Annotated in this window: 19 protein-coding genes; 7 read left to right on the forward strand and 12 right to left on the reverse strand. The window is 75.5% G+C overall.

Annotated elements, in window-relative coordinates; all coding sequences use genetic code 11:
* Positions 1-1,305, reverse strand: a 1,305-nt coding sequence (locus tag AB0E19_RS14900; protein WP_362178761.1) for an aminotransferase class V-fold PLP-dependent enzyme, incomplete at its 3' end; no start/stop codon positions are given.
* A gap of 317 nt (positions 1,306-1,622) precedes the next feature.
* Here AB0E19_RS14900 and AB0E19_RS14905 point away from each other — a divergent pair.
* Positions 1,623-2,339, forward strand: a complete 717-nt coding sequence (locus AB0E19_RS14905) for a flavodoxin family protein (protein ID WP_362178764.1) — start codon at positions 1,623-1,625, stop codon at positions 2,337-2,339.
* Between the two features lie 36 nt (positions 2,340-2,375).
* On the opposite strand, the gene AB0E19_RS14910 is transcribed toward AB0E19_RS14905, so the two are convergent.
* The 5 genes from AB0E19_RS14910 to AB0E19_RS14930 form a co-directional block, all read right to left on the reverse strand.
* Positions 2,376-3,617 (reverse strand): MFS transporter, encoded by a 1,242-nt coding sequence (locus AB0E19_RS14910; protein WP_362178767.1) that lies wholly within the window; start codon positions 3,615-3,617, stop codon positions 2,376-2,378.
* A complete protein-coding gene (locus tag AB0E19_RS14915) occupies positions 3,614-4,957 on the reverse strand; it encodes a GH1 family beta-glucosidase (RefSeq protein ID WP_362178770.1) in 1,344 nt (447 codons plus the stop codon). The genes AB0E19_RS14910 and AB0E19_RS14915 overlap by 4 nt, the downstream gene beginning before the upstream one ends.
* Positions 4,958-5,044: 87 nt before the next feature.
* A complete protein-coding gene (locus AB0E19_RS14920; protein ID WP_362178773.1) occupies positions 5,045-6,151 on the reverse strand; it encodes a hypothetical protein in 1,107 nt (368 codons plus the stop codon).
* 127 nt (positions 6,152-6,278) lie between these two features.
* A complete protein-coding gene (locus AB0E19_RS14925; RefSeq protein ID WP_362178776.1) occupies positions 6,279-6,923 on the reverse strand; it encodes a hypothetical protein in 645 nt (214 codons plus the stop codon).
* A 62-nt stretch (positions 6,924-6,985) separates the two neighbouring features.
* Positions 6,986-7,552 carry a dihydrofolate reductase family protein gene (locus tag AB0E19_RS14930; protein ID WP_362178779.1) on the reverse strand — a complete coding sequence of 189 codons (567 nt, stop codon included), beginning with the start codon at positions 7,550-7,552 and terminating at the stop codon, positions 6,986-6,988.
* Between the two features lie 194 nt (positions 7,553-7,746).
* Here AB0E19_RS14930 and AB0E19_RS14935 point away from each other — a divergent pair, with 194 nt between their 5' ends.
* On the forward strand, positions 7,747-8,064 hold the full coding sequence (locus tag AB0E19_RS14935; RefSeq protein ID WP_362178782.1) for a hypothetical protein: 318 nt from the start codon (positions 7,747-7,749) through the stop codon (positions 8,062-8,064).
* Positions 8,061-8,339: a hypothetical protein gene (locus AB0E19_RS14940; protein WP_362178785.1), complete on the forward strand. Its 279-nt coding sequence runs from the start codon at positions 8,061-8,063 to the stop codon at positions 8,337-8,339. Before AB0E19_RS14935 ends, AB0E19_RS14940 begins: the two co-directional genes overlap by 4 nt.
* A gap of 12 nt (positions 8,340-8,351) precedes the next feature.
* Here the strand turns inward: AB0E19_RS14940 and AB0E19_RS14945 are convergent, their stop codons facing one another.
* On the reverse strand, positions 8,352-8,537 hold the full coding sequence (locus AB0E19_RS14945) for a hypothetical protein (RefSeq protein ID WP_362178788.1): 186 nt from the start codon (positions 8,535-8,537) through the stop codon (positions 8,352-8,354).
* A gap of 207 nt (positions 8,538-8,744) precedes the next feature.
* Between AB0E19_RS14945 and AB0E19_RS14950 the strand changes: the two genes are divergently transcribed.
* The 3 genes from AB0E19_RS14950 to AB0E19_RS14960 are packed head-to-tail and all read left to right on the forward strand — an operon-like array spanning position 8,745 to position 11,265.
* Positions 8,745-9,455 carry a VanZ family protein gene (locus AB0E19_RS14950; protein ID WP_362178791.1) on the forward strand — a complete coding sequence of 237 codons (711 nt, stop codon included), beginning with the start codon at positions 8,745-8,747 and terminating at the stop codon, positions 9,453-9,455.
* 9 nt (positions 9,456-9,464) lie between these two features.
* Positions 9,465-10,181, forward strand: coding sequence for a response regulator transcription factor (locus AB0E19_RS14955; RefSeq protein ID WP_362178794.1), 717 nt, complete (start codon positions 9,465-9,467; stop codon positions 10,179-10,181).
* Positions 10,174-11,265 carry a HAMP domain-containing sensor histidine kinase gene (locus AB0E19_RS14960; RefSeq protein ID WP_362178797.1) on the forward strand — a complete coding sequence of 364 codons (1,092 nt, stop codon included), beginning with the start codon at positions 10,174-10,176 and terminating at the stop codon, positions 11,263-11,265. The genes AB0E19_RS14955 and AB0E19_RS14960 overlap by 8 nt, the downstream gene beginning before the upstream one ends.
* 30 nt (positions 11,266-11,295) lie before the next feature.
* On the opposite strand, the gene AB0E19_RS14965 is transcribed toward AB0E19_RS14960, so the two are convergent.
* The 4 genes from AB0E19_RS14965 to AB0E19_RS14980 all read right to left on the reverse strand — a co-directional run bounded on the left by AB0E19_RS14965 (position 11,296) and on the right by AB0E19_RS14980 (position 14,177).
* Complete coding sequence (locus tag AB0E19_RS14965; RefSeq protein WP_362178800.1) at positions 11,296-11,802, reverse strand: DinB family protein; 507 nt, start codon at positions 11,800-11,802, stop codon at positions 11,296-11,298.
* A 74-nt stretch (positions 11,803-11,876) separates the two neighbouring features.
* A complete protein-coding gene (locus AB0E19_RS14970; protein WP_362178803.1) occupies positions 11,877-12,671 on the reverse strand; it encodes a hypothetical protein in 795 nt (264 codons plus the stop codon).
* Between the two features lie 11 nt (positions 12,672-12,682).
* Complete coding sequence (locus AB0E19_RS14975) at positions 12,683-13,237, reverse strand: GNAT family N-acetyltransferase (RefSeq protein ID WP_362178808.1); 555 nt, start codon at positions 13,235-13,237, stop codon at positions 12,683-12,685.
* Positions 13,238-13,355: 118 nt separating this feature from the next.
* Positions 13,356-14,177, reverse strand: coding sequence for an isocitrate lyase/phosphoenolpyruvate mutase family protein (locus AB0E19_RS14980; protein WP_362178812.1), 822 nt, complete (start codon positions 14,175-14,177; stop codon positions 13,356-13,358).
* Between the two features lie 145 nt (positions 14,178-14,322).
* On the opposite strand from AB0E19_RS14980, the gene AB0E19_RS14985 reads away from it, so the two are divergent.
* Positions 14,323-17,751 (forward strand): hypothetical protein, encoded by a 3,429-nt coding sequence (locus AB0E19_RS14985; protein WP_362178815.1) that lies wholly within the window; start codon positions 14,323-14,325, stop codon positions 17,749-17,751.
* A gap of 52 nt (positions 17,752-17,803) precedes the next feature.
* On the opposite strand, the gene AB0E19_RS14990 is transcribed toward AB0E19_RS14985, so the two are convergent.
* Complete coding sequence (locus tag AB0E19_RS14990; protein WP_362178818.1) at positions 17,804-19,084, reverse strand: hypothetical protein; 1,281 nt, start codon at positions 19,082-19,084, stop codon at positions 17,804-17,806.
* Between the last annotated feature and the right edge of the window lie 76 nt (positions 19,085-19,160).

Here is a 19,160-nt window from a genome sequence, read left to right on the forward strand (position 1 = left end):
GGTGATCGGCTGGGCGCTGGTGCTGTGCCTGCCGCTGATGGTCCCGGCCTCGGCGGTGGCCCTCGCCCTCGGGGGGTCGGGGGTCGCAGGGTCGGGCGCCGCGAGGTCGGGGGTCGCGGGGTCGGGGGTCACGGACTCCGGAGTCGCGGGGTGGGCGGTGGCCGTACGCGCGCCGCCCGCGGGCCGGGCGAACGGCGCCAGGGCCTCGGCGAACAGGTCCGCCGCGGCGGGCGGGGTGGAGGCGTGCGGGGAGAGCCGGATCCACTCGCCGCGGCGGGTGGTGACGACACCGGCGGCTTCGAGGGCCCGGTGCACGGCCGCCGGGTCGTGCCCGGGCAGGCGGAAGGTGCCGATGCCGGCCCGCTCGGCGGGGCCGAGTCCCTTCAGCAGCACCTCGGCCCCGGCACGCTCGGCCCGGTCGAGCAGCTCGGCGAGGGTGGCGCGGATCCGGGCACCGACGGCGGTCGGCCCGCCCCGGCCCGCGAGGTCGTCGAGGGCCGCGCCGAGAGCGGCGGCGGCCGGGAAGTCCGGGTTGGTGGCGAGGTGCGCCGCCGCTCCGGGGAGGGGCGGCGCCGGATGCCGGTCCCCGAACGGCTCGGCCACGCCGGCCCAGCCGCCGAGCCCGGGCGACAGCCGCGCCCCGCACCGGTCGCGGATCAGCAGCAGGGCGGCGCCCCAGCCGGCCCGCAGCCACTTCTGGCCGCCGCTCACGAGGACGTCGGCGGCCTCGGCTTCGAGCGGTACGGCGCCGAGCCCCTGGATGGCGTCGACGATCAGCAGCCTGCGCGGCCCGAGGACCTCCTTGAGCGCGGCGAGCGGCGCGACGTGTCCGGTGAGCGAGTCGACGGCGCTGACGGTGAGGGCGACGACGTCGGAGGTGAGCCCGCGTCGCAGCGACTCGGGCGTGATGTGCCGCCCCCCGTCCGGCTCGACCGGCCGGACGTCCGGGCCGCCGCGCCCCTCGAAGCGCAGCCAGGGGTAGACGTTGGCGGGGAACTCGCCCCGGGGCACGAGCACGGTCCCCGGCCCCTGGAGGGCGGCGGCCACGGTGAAGAGGCCGTTGCTGGTCGACGGGGCGAGGGCGACCTCGTGCGGCCGGGCGTCGAGCAGCCGGGCCGCGGATGCCCGGGCCGCGTCGCCGAGCGCGAACAGCCGGTCCAGGTCGGCGGGCGCCATGCGTGCGGCGAGCCCGTTCGCCCCGGCCAGCGCGCGGGCGGCCGGTCGGGACAGCGGGCCGACGCGCGCGTGGTCGAGGTAGCCGGGCAGCGGCACGCGGGGTGCCGACCAATGAATTTGATCGTTCAAAATTGATCCCTCAAAGGACCAGGCATGCGGTCTCCCCTGGATTTGAAGGTTCACATTAGAGAGGCGGGACGGCCTCGACAAGGGCTTCGACGGAGGGGAAGGCGAAAACCGAACACCCTTCCCCACCCGAGGAATCGACGGAAACCGCGCGTCAACGGGACAGAACCACCCGCCGTCCGCCCCGCGCGCGGCGCGGACCCCGAGTCAGGCGACCGGCCCAGCTCCGCGAGCGCCCCGCGCGCATGCCTGATGAGCTGTACCGGGAGCTCTCCGGCGCCTTCGCGTCCGGACTCCCGGAGCGTATGAAGGAGGATTCCATGCCGGACCCGACGACGTCGTACTCCGACCTGCGCGCCCTGGTGATCAACTGCACCCTGAAACGTTCCCCGGAGCGCAGCCACACACAGGGGCTGATCGACATCAGCACCGGGATCATGGAGCGCCAGGGCGTGCGGGTCGAGGTGCTCAGGGCGGTGGACCTCGACATCGCGACCGGCGTCTGGCCGGACATGACGGAGCACGGGTGGGAGACGGACGAGTGGCCGGTCGTCTACTCGCAGGTGATGGCCGCGGACATCCTCACCCTGGCGGGGCCGGTATGGCTGGGAGACAACTCCTCGGTCATGAAGAAGGTGATCGAGCGTCTGTACGCCTGCTCGTCGATCCTCAACGAGCAGGGTCAGTACGCCTATTACGGCCGCGTGGGCGGCTGCCTGATCACCGGCAACGAGGACGGCGCCAAGCACTGCGCGATGAACGTCCTCTACAGCCTCCAGCACCTCGGATACGTCCTGCCGCCGCAGGCCGACGCGGGCTGGGTCGGCCCGGCCGGCCCGGGCCCGTCGTACCTCGACCCCGGCTCCGGCGGGCCGGAGAACGACTTCACGAACCGCAACACGACCTTCATGACCTGGAACCAGCTCCACCTGGCGAGGATGCTCAAGGACGCCGGCGGCATCCCCGCCCACGGAAACCAGCGCTCCGAATGGGACGCCGGCTGCCGGTTCGACTTCGAGAACCCCGAACACCGCTGAGCGCGGACCGGGAACGGTCGGACCGGGCGGGCTCCGTCAGTCCACCGCCCTGATGCGCCGCACCAGCAGCGCGCCCAGCAGGCCGACGGCCGCCGCCGCGGCGTACAGGGTGCGGTAGCCGCCGAGGTGGTTGACGAGCGGGGCGGCCAGGGCCGGGGCGGCGACCTGGGGGAGGGAGTTGGCGATGTTGATGACGCCGAGGTCCTTGCCGCGGTCGGCGGCCGTCGGGAGGACGTCCGTCATCAGGGCGAAGTCGACGGAGGTGAAGATCCCGAAGCCGACGCCCAGGAGGGCCGCGGCGACGAGGGCGCCGGGCCAGGTCTGCCAGCCCGCGAGGAGGCCGGTCGCCACCGCCATCAGGACTCCGGACCACAGGACGAACGGTTTGCGCCGGCCCACGCGGTCCGACCAGACGCCGCCGACGACGACGGTGGCGAGGAGGGTCACGCCGTTGACGGCCGTCAGGACGAGGACGCCGGTCTCCGGGTCCGGGTGGTGGAGCCGGTCGCGCAGGTAGTAGAAGAGGTAGAGGAGGACGAGCGCGTTGCCCAGGTTGACCAGGAAGCGGGTCAGCCAGGCCCACGCCAAGTCGGGGTGGGCGCGGGGGCTCAGCCGGAAACCGGCAAGGAAGCCCCGCCAGGACCAGGCGGGCCGGTCGGCCGGGGCGAGCCTCAGGTCCGGGTGGCGCAGCACGTACGGGGCGACGCCGACGAGGGTGAACACCGCGCAGGCCGCGTACCCCGCGCCCACTCCCCCGGCCGCCGCCGCGAGGCCGGTGCCGGCGACGACACCGAGGAGCTGCGCGGCGCCGAGCCAGCCGCCCACCGCGCCCCGCTGGGCACGCGGCACCCGGTCGGGGACGGCGGCGGTGACCGCGGCGAAGGCCGCGTTCAGCGTCAACTGCACCAGGCACCAGCCGAGGAACAGCGTCCCGACGGCGTCCGCCGAGCCGAGGAGCAGCAGGGCCGGCACGCCGCCCACCGTGCCGGCCACGATCCACGGCGTACGCCGCCCGTACCGCGACACGGTCCGGTCCGACAGCGCGCCGAAGAGCGGGTTCGCGGCCAGCGACACCACCGCTCCGACACCGGTCACCCAGGCGAGCAGCGATTCCTTGGAGAGTCCGGTGCCGGGCGCGAACCGCTCGGCCTGCTGGGCGAGCAGGATCTGCAGAGGCCCGTACCAGCCGACCCAGATCGCGCCGTTGGCCAGCGACAGCGCGGCCGTCCACCCGCGTCCGACCCGCTCCGCGGGCTCCTCCAGGGCGAGCGCCGTCATCCCCGCTGCGCTCTCAGCGCGTCGCGCAGCCAGGTGTACGAGGCCTTCGGGGTGCGCTCCCCGGTGGCGTAGTCGACGTGGACGAGGCCGAACCGCTTCGTATAGCCCTCGGCCCATTCGAAGTTGTCCATGAGCGACCAGTGGAAGTAGCCGCGGACGTCGACGCCCGCCTCGACGGCCCGGTGCAGGGCCCGCAGGTGCCCGTCGAGGTAGGCGATGCGGGCCTGGTCGTCGAGGCCTTCGTAGGCGCAGCCGTTCTCGGTGATCATCAGCGGGGGAAGGCGGTCGCCGTACCGTGCGCGGAAGGAGAGGAGGAGTTCGGTGAAGGCGTCGGGGACGACCGGCCAGCCGAAGTCGGTGAGCGGGTAGCCCTCGATCGGCCGTACGGAGAAGGGGAGTCCGGCGGGCAGGGTGAGTCCGGAGAACTCGACGTCCTCAGCGGCGGGCGCGCCCGCCTTCGTCGGCTGGTAGAAGTTGATGCCGTACCAGTCGAGCGTGGACTCGGAGATCGTCTTGAGGTCGGCGTCCACGTCTGCGCCCGGCATGAGTTCGCCGAAGCCGTCGGGGTAGCGGCCGAGCAGCAGCGGGTCGGCGAAGAGCCGGTTGAGGAGGAGGTCGTACAGGTCGGCGGCCTCGGTGTCGGCCGGGCCGTCGGAGGCGGGCCAGGTCGGTCCGTGCGAGTTGGCGATCCCGATGTCCGTGGCACCGGCGGCCCGCAGCGCGCCGGCCGCGAGGCCGTGGCCGAGGAGCTGGTGGTGGGCGACGGGCAGCGCGTCGAACAGCAGCTTCCTGCCGGGCGCGTGGGCGCCGAGCGCATGGCCGAGGAGGGTGTGCTCGGCGGGCTCGTTGAGGGTGATCCACGTGCGGACGCGGTCGCCGAGCCGTTCGGCGACGGTCGCGGTGTACGCGGCGAAGCGGTGGGCGGTGTCCCGTTCCAGCCAGCCGCCGGCCTCCTCGACCTCCAGCGGCAGGTCCCAGTGGAAGAGGGTGGGCACCGGCCGGACGCCCTGCGCGCACAGCTCGTCGACGAGCCGGTCGTAGAAGTCCAGCCCGCCGGGGGCGAGGACGCGCGGCCAGGAGACGGAGAAGCGGTACGCGTCCACGCCCAAGTCGCGGATGAGGCCGACGTCCTCGCGGTAGCGGGCCACGTGGTCGCAGGCGGTGTCCGCGGTGGAGCCGTCCCGGATCCGCCCGGGTTCGGCGCTGAAGGCGTCCCACACCGAGGGGCGGCGTCCGGCGACGTCGCCCTCGATCTGGTGGGCGGAGGTGGAGACACCCCAGAGGAAGCCGGGCGGGAACGTCGGGAGCGGGTCCGTGGTAGCTGCCATGGCCGCGATCATCGGTACCGCTCAGTAGGAAGTCAACACCCTGGTCACAGAGGTGAATTGTCTCCGGAAATCCTCATGTTGGGACGCCGTGGGGCGCACTCAGGAACGGGTGGCGGTGGCGCACCCGTCGCCCGCCGTGCCCGTCCCGCCGTTCGGGTCGAGCGGAGCGGTGCGGTCGTACGGGTCGACCTGCCGGGACGCGTCGGTGGACCCCGCGTCGTCGTCGGCGGCCCTGCCGAAGGGCGGCACGAAGTAGCCCGTGGGGGCGTCGCAGCCGCCGTTGGTCATGTCGAGCGCGTAGGAGACGAGACTCATCGTGCCCGGTTCGGTGACGACCTTGTCGGGGTCGTCCCAGCTCATGACGATCTGGCGCCGCGCGATCGTGCGGATGACCTCGCCGTCGCCGTCGGCGGTGGCCGGGGTGACCGGGTAGACGAAGGTGACGTCCGCCGTCACCTCCACCGCGCCGTGCTTCCCCTCGCGGTACGTGAGCCGGCCCCGCGTCTTGACGACGTCGCCGACCAGCCGGGCCTGATCCGGCCGGAAGCGGCTGAAGAGGAGGAGCGGATCGGTGTCGGGCGTCGGCGTCCCGGCGGACAGGGCGGTACGGAGGTACTCCTTGACGTCCTTCTGGTGCGGGTTGAGCAGGGTGATCGCCTGGGTGGGCCGCGCGCCGCCCAGGACGCGGGGGTCGAGCCCGGCGGCCACCAGGAAGTCCCGGCTCCGTCCGAGGGCCTGGGCGACCTGGGCCGCGTCCATCCAGCCGGTCGCCTTCGCGGCCGGCACCGTGATCCCGGCCGCACCGTCGGCCCACCGGGCGGCGGGCGAACCCCGGAAGGGCTCGGCCTGCGTCGCCCTCCGGGCCGGCTCGGCCCCCGGCGCCTCCTGCGGCCGCCCGGTCTCGGCGGCGAGGGGCGGAGCGTCCTGCCCGAAGTCGCCGCCGAACCAGCCCGCGATCCGCTGCGGGAAGAGCGCGACGGCCAGCAGCGCGACGGCCGCGACCAGCCCGGTCGCGTACCAGCCGGTCCTGCGCCGGGGCCGGGGCCGGGGCGAGGCGGGCGTGTAGGTGCGCCACCCCTCGGGCCGCCCGGCGCCGTCCCGCAGCCGCCGCTCGGTCTCGCGGGCCCGTGCCGAAGGCTCGACGGGCGCGCTGCCCGCTCCCGCCTCCGCGTCCCGGAGGAACCGCTCCCACTCCTCGTCCGACACGGACGACCCGTCCTGCCCCCCGGCCCTGCTCACACGCACTCCCGTTCCCGCTCGCCCCGTGGTCGATGGCTCGGTTCGCATGATCGCACAGGCGTCCGACAGGCGGACGTGCCGCCCGGACGGGCCGTCAGGTCCGCCCGGGCGGCGGCGGAACGTCGAGGGCGCGGGCGAGGGCGGCGACGACGGCGCGGTCCTGACCCGGGGCGTGGACGGCGGCCCACGCGACCGCCAGGCCGAGGAACGCGGTCAGGTCCCTCTCCACTCCCGCGAGCATGCCGCGCAGCGCGTGGGCGGGCAGCTCGATCACCGGGCTGTCGTCCCGCTCGGCGTCGACGGTGAGCCGGAGGGTGTCGCCGTACCGCTCCGCCAGCGGCGCCACCGGTTCGTGCCCGAAACCGAGCGACCCGTCCCCGTCGACGAGCCGGTACCAGTCCCGCCAGTCCTCCAGCCCGTCGCAGCAGCCGGGAGCGAAGCCGGCGCCGGTGTCGGGGTCGATGACCCGCAGGCCTCCGGCGGCGAAGACCTCGTCGTACGACAGCAGCCCCCGCAGGAAGGTTCCGACGGCGGCGTGCGGCGGCCGGTCGTCGCCCTCATCGCCTTCGTCGGCCGGCCGGTTGCAGGCGGCGAGCGCCGCGACGGCCGTCCCGACCTGCGCCGGGGAGAGCCCGCCGCCCAGCGCGAGGAATCCGGACGCGTCGGCCTCCGCGACCGGCCACAGGGCGAAACCCTCGGGCACGGAGACCTCCAGGACGGCCTGCATCACGTGCGCCACCCTTCTTCGTCCTCCTTCGTCCTCCTCGCTCCTCCCGTATCCGGGGCCGGTCGCCCGCGCCGTCAGCGCGCCACGCGGTAGCGGAGGTAGACGACCTGTGAGGAGCGGAAGGTGCGGGACTCGACGAGTTCGAGCTTCACCCTGCGTCCGTCCTGGGCGAAGAAGGGGGTGCCGTCGCCGAGCAGCACCGGCGAGACCCTGATCCGGTACTCGTCGATCAGGTCCGCGGCGGCGGCCTCGGCGGCGAGGGCCGCGCCGCCGAGGGCGATCTCGCCCTCCCCCGGCTCCGCCCGCAGCCGTGCGATCTCCTCCGCCAGGCTGCCGCCGGCGAGCCGGGCCCGGCCCCGCACCTCGGTCAGCGTCCGGGAGAAGACCACCTTGGGCAGCGGGTTCCACAGTTCGACCCACTCGCGCGTCGGGGGGTCGAGCGTCGGGTCCTGCTCCATGCCCTCCCAGTACAGCATCGTCTCGTACAGCCGCCGGCCGAGCAGGTGGACGCCGACCCTCCGGGTCTCCTCGATGGCGAAGCGGAAGACCTCCTCGTCCGGTTCCCCCCAGTTGATGTCGCCGTCCGCGTCCTGGATGTAGCCGTCGAGCGAGACGCCCATCGAATAGGTCACACTGCGCATCAGAAATCCACCTCAGTCACGGGTTCGACAGCCGTTCCACACCGGGCGAGGCCATTCTGGCAGCCCGCGCCCCGCCGACCGCGCTCCCGACGCGCCCGCGCGCGCTCCCTCGGTCGCGGGCCGCTGCCCTACCGTGGAGGCAGGGAGTCGACGCCCCGTCAGACGGCGGCGTCCGAACGGAAGGAGGGTCCGCGATGGGCACCCTGTCCCGTGGCGGCGGGCCCGGTGGGGCCGAGGGGTCCGCCGAGCCGGGTCTTCCCCGTACCGCCAACGCGATCGCGGCGGCGCTGGCGCCGGGGCGCAAGGGACCGTTCCTGGAGGAGCTGCTGGCCGCAGAGGCCGGGGAGGCGCAGCTGGCCGTGATGGAGCGGTGGCATCTGCGGGCCGTCGCCGACACGCGGCGCAGCGACGCGGACCGCGCCCAGGCGGGGGCGCTGCGGGTCGGCGAAGGGAGCCGGGTGCGGGTCCGGCCCCTGGACGACGTCCTCGCCTCGCTGAGCGGGGCCTGGTGAACCACGGTCTGAGCGAGCAGGCGGCCGCCGTGCTCGCCGCCATGTCCGCCGAGGCACCCGAGACCTTCTCCGCGACCGTACGGACCCTCACGGCCGTCACCGCCGCGCACGAGCGCGGTACCGTGCCGCCCGGGGCCGGCCCCATCGACGAGTGGGGCGACGTCTTCGACCTCGACGTCCCCGGCCGGCCCGTGCTCGTCGAGTGGTTCGCCGGGGACCCCGAGTCGGTGACGTTCACGCGCATCACCTGGCTGCAGGCCACCCCCCGGGGGTGACCCGCCCCCTCGTCAGGCGCCGCGTTTCGCCGTCGCCTTGCGCTTCGCCTCGCGCTCGGCCTCCTTGCGCCGCTCGATCGTGTAGGGGGACCAGTCGCCGCGGTGCCGGTCGCAGCGGGAGGCCCCGATCATGGCCAGCCGCCGGCACCTGGTGTTCTTCTCCGTCAGCGCTCCGCACCTGGACTGCGTCGTCGCCACGCCTTCCCCTCCCTGGTGGTGACCTTCGGACGGCGTCAGCCTTCCAGGACCGGCGGGCCCCCGGGGAGGCGCACGCCGAAGCACGGCTCGCTCCGGCCGGGCACGGCGGGGCGCACGTCCGGCGGGCCCCGGGGTCCGCCTCCGTATCGTGCGCGTATCGAAAACCGCATACGCCGCCGCAACCGCCCTCCCTGTTCGATGGGCGTCATGTACAGCGACACGCGCCGGATCGTCCGCCTCTGCCTCGCCGCCCTCGCCGCCGTGCTGGTGGCGGGCGGCCTGTTCGTCGTACGGGGGCCGCTCCTGATGAGCGCGCCGATGTGCCTGTCCGGGCAGTGGCAGCGGTGCTTCGGGACGTTCAACGGGGTCGTGCTGATGACGCTGGTCACCCTGCCGGCGACGGTCCTCGTGGCGTGGGGGCTCGCGCGGCGCCGGCGGGCGGCGGGGGTCGCGTCCGCGTGGCGGCTGTCGCTGGCCGAGGTGGGCATGGTGCACGGGACGCTGCCGTTCCTGTGGATGACGCTGATCCCGGGCGGCGGGGCCGGGGTCGTACCGCCCCGGGTGAGCCTGGTGCCGCTGCGGGACCTGGCCGTGATGGGATCGCTCGGGATCGTCGGGAACCTGCTGGTCTTCGCCTCGCTCGGGTTCTTCGCGCCGGTCCGGTCCGCCGCCGTGGCGACCCTGCCGCGGGTCCTGGCGCTGGGCGCGGGCTGCTCGGTGCTGGTGGAGACCGCCCAGTACGTCCTGCGCCTCGACCGGGTGACGTCCGTGGACGACGTCCTCCTCAACGCCACCGGCGCCGTCCTGGCCGGACTGGCGTCCCGCCGCTGGTGGCGTACGCGCACGGGGCCGGGGCCGGGGGCGGGCGCGCCCGTGGGCGCGGCCTCGGTCGCGGCCGGGACCGGCCGGGTTGCCTAGGCTTCGGGCATGCGCGTACTGATCGTGGAGGACGAGCCGTATCTCGCCGAGGCCGTCCGCGACGGGCTCCGTCTGGAGGCGATCGCCGCCGACGTCGCGGGCGACGGGGACACCGCCCTGGAGCTGCTCCGGCTCCACTCCTACGACCTCGCGGTCCTCGACCGCGACATCCCGGGGCCGTCCGGCGACGAGGTCGCGCGCCACATCGTGGCGTCCGGCAGCGGGATCCCGATCCTGATGCTGACGGCCGCGGACCGGATCGACGACAAGGAGTCCGGCTTCGCCCTCGGGGCCGACGACTACCTCACCAAGCCGTTCGAGCTGCGGGAGCTCGTGATGCGGCTGCGCGCGCTCGACCGCAGGCGGGGGCATGCCCGGCCGCCGGTCCGTGAGCTCGGCGGGCTGCGGGTGGATCCGTTCCGCCGGGAGGTCTTCCGCGACGGACGGTACGTGGCGCTCACCCGCAAGCAGTTCGCGGTCCTGGAGGTCCTCGTCGCCGCCGAGGGCGGGGTCGTCAGCGCCGAGGAGCTGCTGGCCCGTGCCTGGGACGAGCACGCCGACCCGTTCACCAACGCCGTGCGCATCACGGTCTCGGCGCTGCGCAAGCGGCTCGGCGAGCCGTGGGTCATCGCCACGGTGCCGGGCGTCGGCTACCGCATCGACACCGGCGCCGGGACACCCGGAGGGGCCGGCGCTCCCGCCGGGGGCGGTGGCCCGCGTGGCTAGGCGTCCGGGGCTCAGCGTCCGGCTCAGGCTGACGCTCAGCTACGCCGGGTTCCTCGCCGTCGCCGGGGCGCTGCTGCTGGCCGTGGTGTGGGTGTACCTGCTGCGGTACGTACCCGACAAGGACCAGGGGCTGCTCGGGGTCTCGCCCAACCGCTACCTCCTGGTGCGGACCTTCTTCCCCGCGGCGGCCGTGGCGCTGGGGTTCCTGCTGGTGTTCGGGGTCGTCGGGGGCTGGTTCCTGGCCGGCCGGATGCTCGCGCCGCTCGACCGGATCACGGCCGCGACGCGGGCGGCGGGCGGCGGATCGCTCTCGCACCGGATCCGGATGGAAGGGCGCCAGGACGAGTTCCGGGAGCTCGCCGACGCCTTCGACACGATGCTCGGGCGCCTTGAGTCGCACGTCGACGAGCAGCGGCGGTTCGCGGCGAACGCCTCGCACGAGCTGCGCACGCCGCTCGCCGTCTCGCAGGCGCTCCTCGACGTCGCCCGCGAGGACCCCACGCGGGACCGCGACGAGCTGATCGAACGCCTCGGGGTCGTCAACCGGCGGGCGATCGACCTCACGGAGGCCCTTCTGCTGCTGAGCCGCAGCGACCGCGGGGGCTTCGCCCGCGTGCCCGTCGACCTCTCGCTCGTCGCGGAGGAGGCCGCCGAGACGCTGCTGCCGCTCGCCGAACAGCGCGGGATCACGCTCGACGTCACCGGCGGCGCGACGCGGGGCGGCGGCTCGCCGGAGCTCCTGCTGCGGATGATGACGAACCTCGTCCAGAACGCCATCGTCCACAACCTGCCCGTCGGCGGCACGGTGACCGTCCACACGGAGGCGCGGGACGGCACGGGCCTCGTCCGGGTCGAGAACACGGGGCCCGTGCTCCCTGCGGAGCTCGTGCCGACCCTGACCGAGCCCTTCCGGCGCGGCACGGACCGCGTCCGTACCGACGAACACGCCGGTGTCGGGCTCGGCCTGGCGCTGGTGCGGAGCGTCGTCCGGGCACACGGCGGCACCCTGGACCTCGTGGCCCGCCCGGCCGGCGGCCTCGTGGTCACGGTCCGGCTCCCGGACCGGCCCCCGGCGGCGGCGTAGCCGCACGGCAGGGCGCCGGACCGGCGGGGATCAGCAGCCGGTGGTGCCGTCGAGCATCTCCCGCAGGATGTCCAGGTGGCCGTTGTGGCGGGCCGTCTCCTCGGTGAGGTGGAGGAGGATCCAGCGCAGGTCGACGTGGAGGCCGTCGCGGACGGGCCGGGCGGCCTTGGTGTCCAGGGCGTGCGCGGCGGCCAGTTCGCGGTAGCGGGCGCTGTGCGCGGCGTACTCGTCGAGCAGTCGGGGGAGCGGGAAGTCGACCGCGACGCGCATCTCGCGGTCGGGGTCCTCCTCGGTCCAGGGGCCCTCGTCCTCCTCGCCCAGGAAGACCACCTGGAACCAGTAGTACTCGACCCAGCGCAGGTGGTTGATCAGCCCGCTCACGGTCATGAGCGGCGAGTGCGGGAGGAGCGCCTTGCGGGCGTTCTCCTCGGAGACTCCCTCGCACTTGGCGACGGCGGTGTCCCGCGCGTAGTCGAGGAACGTGGTGAGCTGGGTGCGCTCGTCCCACGCGGGCGGTGTGTCATCGGTTCTGGTCATCGGGCGCAGCATTTCCGATGCGTGTGGCCGCTGTCGACGCGTTTTCGCCGAACGAGGAGGGCAGGCGTGCGTCGTCAGTACGCGCCGACGGACCAGAAGACGCCCACCTCGTCGGCGCTCACCGCGATCAGACCCAGGTCGTCGAGGAGGTCCAGGCCGCCGACGTACGCACCGGTGACGAAGGGGTGGGACCGGGTGCCCGCGAGGCCCGCCGCGACGAAGTCGGAGCCCCCGTCGGCGGTCGCGTTGGTCCAGTACCGGGCGTCGGGACCGTACCGGTCGAGCAGGGTGCGGGCGTCCGCCAGGAGGGCGTCGCGGTCGGGGCGGGTGCGGACCGGGGCGTGCTCCCCCTGCCATTCCTCGGCCATGACGGCGAGCGCGCCGACCGCCGCGTCCGCGTCCACCGGGCGGAGGCGGGCGGGGAAGCCGGACGCGGGCGGAGGGTCGAAGGGGTACGCGGGGAGGGTGTGGCGGACGTCGCCGGCGCGGTCGCCGTCCAGCCGGATCCAGCCGCGTGGGTCGCGTACCGACCGGTGCATCACGGCCCGCACGTCGTGCGCCCAGTCGTCGTGGTGCCGCGGGCCCGTCGCGACGAAGGTGTAGGTGTCGTCGAGCAGCCGCAGCGCGGCGGCGTTCCAGGCGGAGCGCCGGCTCCGGAACTCCCGCAGCAGCGTGCCCGCGTGGAGCGCGGAGTCCCCGGTCGGGCCGGACGGCAGGGCCCGGAGCCGTCCGCGTACCCACCCGGCGAGCGCCCCCTCCCCCGCCCGGTGCCCGGGCACCGCCGGAGCCTGCTCGACGACGCCGTCCCAGCGCGCCTCCAGGTACGCGTCCAGCGCGTCGAGCACGGCCTCGTCGGGAGGGAGGGCCATCCCCCGGGCCCTCAGGAGGCCTCGGGGTCCCGGGACAGGCCCCAGGTCTGGAGGACGAAGGGGCGGCCCTTCTCCTCGCCCTCGATCAGCGGGACGTCGAGGAGGGTGAAGCCCGTCCTGGTGGCCACGGCGACGCTGGCGGCGTTCTCGGCCTCCAGCTCCAGGACGACCCGCTCCAGGCCGAGCTGCTCGAAGGCGTACGCGGTCATGATCCGCACCGCGCGTCCCGCGAGGCCCTGGCCGCGATGGGCGGGGCCGACGGCGTAACCGAGCTCCGCACCGTCCGGGAGGCGCCGCAGCATCACCTCGCCGAGCGGCGCGCCGCCGTCGACGGTGATCGCGAGCAGGATCGTCCTGCCCTCCGACCGCAGCTTCCGGGCCGTCTCCACGCGCGCGGAGGCGGCCTGCCCGTCGAAGGGGGAGACGATCGGCGTCCAGTACGCGACGTCGGGGTCCTCGAAGAGGTCCGGCATCGCGGACACGTCCGCCTCCGTCCAGTCGCGCAGGACGAGCCCTTCTCCCGACAGCTCGATCCGAGCGGGGAACGGTGGGACGGCGCTGCTCATGCGGGGTTCCTTCCTGGCCACGGGGTCGAGGCAGCATAACGGTCCTCGCGTCGGTTCCTCCGCCCCCACGGGTCCCCCGCATGGGCCCCCTCGTCGCGCTCCGACGCCGGCGGCGCCGTCAACCCGCCCTGTCGAAAAGGTCGTTGATCTCCGTGTAGTCCAAGGCCCGCCGCAGCGAAGGCGCGTACACGCCCTCGCCGTACAGCTCGCGCGCCGCGTCCCGGGCCGCCGCGTAGGCGGACTGGGCGATGCCCGAGCCGAGGCTGACGCGGGCCACGCCCAGCGCGGCCAGCTCCGGCACCGAGGGTGCGCCGGGGCCCGCCATGACGTTGAGGGGGACCGTCAGGGCCTCGGCGAGGGACCTGATGAGGTCGGGGTCGGTGACGCCGGGGACGAAGATGCCGTCCGCTCCGGCGTCGACGTACGACCGGGCCCGGGCCAGCGTCTCCCGCAGCCGGGTCACGGGGTCGCCCAGGCCCAGCAGGTAGGTGTCGACCCGGGCGTTGACGAAGAGGTCGGCGCCCGCCCGGCCCGCGGCGGCGCGCGCGGCCTCGATCCGGGCGGCGAGGGTGCCCGGCGGACGGGTGCCGTCCTCGATGTTGACGCCCACGGCACCTGCTTCCAGGACGCGGGTGACGGTGTCCCCGACCTCTTCGGGGCTCCGGCCGTGGCCTCCCTCGATGTCGGCGCTCACCGGCACGGCGACCGCCGCCGCGATCCGGGCGACCGCGTCCAGCGCGAGGTCCCGGGAGACCCGGTCCCCGTCGGGGGCTCCCAGCGACCAGGCGACCCCGGCGCTGGTCGTGGCGATCGCGGGAGCGCCCGCGGCTTCGACGATCCGGGCGCTGGCCGCGTCCCAGGCGTTGGCGAGCGCGAGCGGGCGGGCGGCGGTGTGGAGGGAGCGGAAGAGCGCGGATCCGTGCGGTGCGTTGCTGGTCATGGAGGTCAGCCAAGCAGGACCGGCCGCCACTGTCCGGCAGGAATCCGACATCGACGTGATCGGTTCGCCCGTCGCGCTCTCCGCCCTCCGCCGGGGCGCGATATTCGCTGGGCCCGGGCCGACGCCGTCGGGCACAATGCCGGCGATGATCTCCACCGCCGGCGATCTGCTCGCCGCTCTCGAACCCCTGCCCCACGCCGCCCGGCTCCGGTTCACCGCCGTCACCGCGCACCGACTGGCCGCCCGGGGCGACCTGCGCCCGCTGCTCGCCGAACTGGACGCGCTCGGCGCGTACGAGCGGCGCCTGGGAGCGCTGGCGGCGCTCGCCGCCGGGGACACCGCGCACCTGCTCGCCCGGCTCGGCGACCTCGATCCCGTGGTCCGCCGGTACGCGCTCCGCCGGGCCCACCGCCTGCCCCTCGCCGCGGCCGACGACTCCTTCGACCGCGCCGTCGAGGACGCCTACGCCGACGCCCCCGCCGTCGTCCGCGCCGATCTCGCCCGGCTGCTGCGCGACGGACGGAGGGCCTCGCTCGCCGAGCGGCTCGTGCCGCGGGTGCGCGCCGAGTACGGCGACCGGGACGCGGCGCTGCTGCTGCCGGGGTGTTCCACGGAGTTCGCCGCGCGGCTGCTGCCCGAGGTCGCGGGCGTCCTGGAGTACGAGGACTGGAGCACGCTGGCCCGGCGGCACCCGATCGCGGTGCTCGACCACGCCGCACGCGAACTCGCCCCGCTCACCCGCTGGTCGCGCGCCGCGTGGTGGAAGCGGTACGCGACCGGGATCGCCACCGCGCTGCCCGCGGCGCCGGAGCGCGTACTGGAACTCCTGGAGGCGTACGGCCCCGGCGACCTCCCGGGTCCGGTCCACGACCGGCTGGCCGAACTCGTCGCGGTGGACCCCGAGCGCGTGGTGCGGTGGTTCACCGACCCGGACCGGGCGGCGGGGCGCTGGGAGCGGACGCCCGGTCCGGCGGTCATGCGCCGGCTGGTGGCCGCGGACCCGCCGTCGCTGCCCGCCCTCGGGGCGCTGTGGTTCCACCGCCGCGCCTTCCTCACCCTGCTGCGGTCGCTGCCGCCGGCACGCCGGGGCGCGTTCCTGGACGCGGTCGTGGCCGTGGCTCCGCCGCGCCGGAACGTCCGGGCCCACACGGGCGTGCTCGGCCTGCTGCCGGCGGCCGAGCGGCACGCCCGGGCACGTGCCGCCGTCGACGCGGTCGAGGCCGAGGACGGCCCGGCGGGGGACGTCCAGGACCTGCTCGTCCTGTTCCCGCCGGCCGAGGCGCGCCCCCGGCTGCGGGCCGCCCTCGCCGCCGGGGACGCCGACGACCGCTGTACGGCCTGGTCCCGGCTGATCCTCAACGCCGCCCTGAGCCGTGACCCGGAGCAGGTCGCCGCGGTCCTCGACCACGCCGCCGGCCGTCTCGCCAACGAGCGCGACCCCGTCCGCCAGGACGTCCTCGACTCCTTCGCCCTGGTCCCCGCCCCGCTGCTGCTCGCCGCGGTCGCGCGCGACACCGACGGCACCGGCTCGCTGGAGCGGCTCTGCCGGGACGCCCTGCGGGCCCGGGACTGCTCCTCCATGACCCGCGACACGATCCGCAAGCTGGCCGTGACGCTGCTCTGCGGCGCGACTCCCACCGCGCCGGTGGCGCTCGCCGCGCGCCTCCTGGAGGCCCTGACGACGCACACCGGGACGGTCGAACTCGGCTCGCTCGAAGGGGCGTTGCGCGCGGACGGGGTGCGTGCGGTGGCCGGCGCGCTCGGCCCGTGGCTGGACCGGAGCGCCGCCCGTGGCGACGTCGCGCCGCTGCTCGCCCTGGTCGCGTCCTGCGGACGCCGCGCGTACGGCGTCCCCGAGCTGCAGGACCGTCTGGAGAAGGCGCTGGCCGTCTGCCCGGAGGGAAGCTTCGGTGAGGTCGCCGCCGCCTGGCTCGCCGATCCCGCGGCCCGAGGCCTCCGTGTCGCCGGGCTCCTGGACCGGGAGCCCTCGGCGGTCTTCCTGCCCCCGGTGCTCGCCGTCGTCGCCGCGGAGCGCACGGACCTCCTGGACCCGGCCCTGTCGCCGTCCCCGCACCCCGGCGGCCGGTTCCCGGTGGCGGGGACGGCACGGGCGCTGCCGCCGTTCCGGCACGCCGACCGGTGGCTGCCCCGGCAGCAGGAGGCCGCCGTCCGGCTGGCGGCGGCCGCCGTCGCGGACCCCGACCGGGGTGTCGACGAGCGGGCCGCGCTGCTCCGCGCGGTGGCGCCGGTCCCCGTCCACGGCCGGGCGCTGCTCCGGCGGTACGCCTCGCCGCCGACGGACGGCTCTCCCGTGGAGCCCACGCTCGCGGCGGCCGCACTCGACGCCGCCGCGCACACCGACGATCCGGCGTCGGCCCTCCCCCTCCTGCTCGACCTCGCGGGCGACGACCGGGCCGTCGCGGCCTGGTCGGCCGCCGGCCGCGCCGCCCTCCACGCCCGCCCTTCCGAGGTCGCGGCCCTGCTCCGGACCGTCCTGACCCGTGAGGCGGGGGTGAAGGTCACCGTCCGGAAGGCCGCCGCGCGGCTCGCCGTCCGGCACCTCCCCCCGGCCGCCGCCATCGCGCTGCTGTCCCGGGTGGGCCGGACGCCGGGGGTCCATCCCGACGTGCACGCCACCGTCGTGGGCCTCGCCACGGCGCTGCTGCCCGCCGAGGAGATGTGGGCCCTCCTTGAGGCGGCGGTGGCCGAGGGGCCGGAACCGGCGCGGCTCGCCGTCCTGGGCGTGGGGCCGGCGGAGCCGGCGCGCGCCCACCGGCGGCGGTTCGGCGCGCTGGTCGCCCGGCTGGCGTTCGCCGACGACGAGCGGACGGCGGACCGCGCGCTGTCCGGCCTCGCCCACTGGGCCCGTCACGCGCCGGAGGCGGGCGACGCGCTCGTGACGGTCTACACCGACGTGACGAGGCCGGGCGGGCTCTGGTCGGTGGGCTCCGCGCTCAACGAGCTGTCCGCCTCCGGGCTCCCGCACCCCCTCGGCGGTGTGGCGCCGGGCAGCCTGCTGGGCGAGACGGTGGACCGCCTGCTGGTGCGCGTCGCGGCCGGTGAGCCGGAGGGCGGCGGGCGGGGCGGCGACCTGCCGGCGCTGCGCAGGCTGCGCTCCCTGCTGTCGTCGCCGCGGCAGGAACCCCGGGACTGCGCGGCGCTCGCCCGGCGCCTCGCGGACGAGCCGCTGGCGACGGCCACCCGTGTCGGACTCCTCGTCCACGCGGTCGACATGGCCTCGACCGAGGTCGAACTAGCGTCGTCCCTGGACGAGTTGGTGGGCGCCGTCGCCGGCCGGCCGGTTCTGGCGGCGGCCGCCGCCGAGAACCTCGACGAGGCCCATCGGTACCGCGCCCGCCTCGACGACCCGAGCGCCGTCCTCGCCGCCGTACGGACCCTCGGCGACAGCGGCGACCTCGTGCGGGGTCTCCTCGCCGCGGCCCTCGCGACCGCCCTCGGGTCCCGGCAGGGCTGGCCGGAGCCGTGCCGGGCGGCCGTGCTCGCCCTGCGCCGCCACCCGGAGCCGGACGTCCGCGAGCTGGCGTACGAGCCGGACCTGGGCGACGGCCCCTGAACCCGAGGCGTGTCCCGGTCCGGGGGCCGTCGGGGCCGGACGCGCCTCGGGGTCAGAGGGGCAGTCGTCCCGGGAAGGCGCCGTGTCCGACGCCGGGCGCGGTGAGGGCCAGCCAGCCGTGGCCGCTCACCCGGGTGTCCGGTCCGACCCCGTTCGGGTCGACGGAGAGGTGGGCGCAGGCGGAACGGGCGCCCAGGGTACCGGCGTTGGGCGGGGCGTCGTCGTACTCCGGGTCGTAGTCGGGCTCGTCGGTCGCGAGGGTCTCCCAGGGCAGCGGGTCGCCCTCCCATTCGGGGTCGCTCTCGGCGACGAACTGGCGGATCACCCGGCCGTTCTCGGCGACCATCCACACGTCGGAGCCGCCGGCGTCGTCCAGGAAGAAGAACTGGGCCTGTCCGCAGTGCGTGCTGAGCCGCTCCAGCGTGTCGGAGATGTCGTACCAGTCGTCGCCGACGAGGAGGGCGTAGTCGCCGAAGACCAGCCGCCAGCCGTCGAGCTCCGGGGTGACGAAGACCCGGCCCACGGAGCGCTCGCGGTCGCCGTCCCCCTGCCCGGGCACCCGTACCTGCCGTCCCTCGGCGGCCGCGATGCCCGCGGCGCAGGTGACGGGGCGGCGGTCGTGCAGGTCGAGGGCGTCGAAGAGTCCTTCGTAGGAGTCCGCCGGTACGGCCATCCACCAGCCGCTCAGCCCGTTGTCGGGGACGGCCGGGGTCTCGTGCGGGATCTTCACCCGGATCAGCCGCTCGATGGTGGCGCGGTCGCGGTCGTCGAGCGCTTCGGCTCCGCCGCCCGCGACGAGGGCCGCCATGGCGCCGCGCCGGAGGTGCGGCGGCGTGGCGGGGTCGCGGCGCAGGGCGCGCAGCCGGGGCCGGAAGGTGTCGTGCAGGGCGCGGGCGTAGTCGTCCGCCTTGTACGGGACGGCGCCGCCGCGCGCGTAGCACGTCACCAGTGCCCGCAGTCCCGCGTCGGAGTCGGTGCTCAGCCGCAGGAGTCCCGCGAACCCTTCGCCCGAGACGCCGTACTTCGGGGAGGCGGCGAGCTCGGCGTACCGGTCGGCGCAGCGCTCGTCGAACCCCGCGAGGAGGCGGTTCGCCAGCCAGCCGGACACCTCCTCCCGCCGCCAGGCAGCGACCACCGCGTCGAAGGCGACGGGCCCGATGAGCCCGAGGGCGCGCACGTAGGGCCTGAGGGGCGGCGTCGACTTGATCCCGGCGACCGCGGCCAGCAGGTCCGGCACCCTCTCCTCGCCCCGCGCCACGACCTCCTCGGCGGCGGCCCCGGCCCGCACGGGATCGTCACTGGACAGCTCTTCGAGCAGGGATTCGATCTTCATGTGTCAGCACCCTAGACCCCGGCACGGACACCGCCGCCCTGGGGCGTTAGTGAGGCGTCAGTGGGACGGCAGGGGT

The sequence above is a fragment of the Streptomyces sp. NPDC047974 genome, assembly GCF_040653375.1.
Classification (GTDB): Bacteria; Actinomycetota; Actinomycetes; order Streptomycetales; family Streptomycetaceae; genus Streptomyces.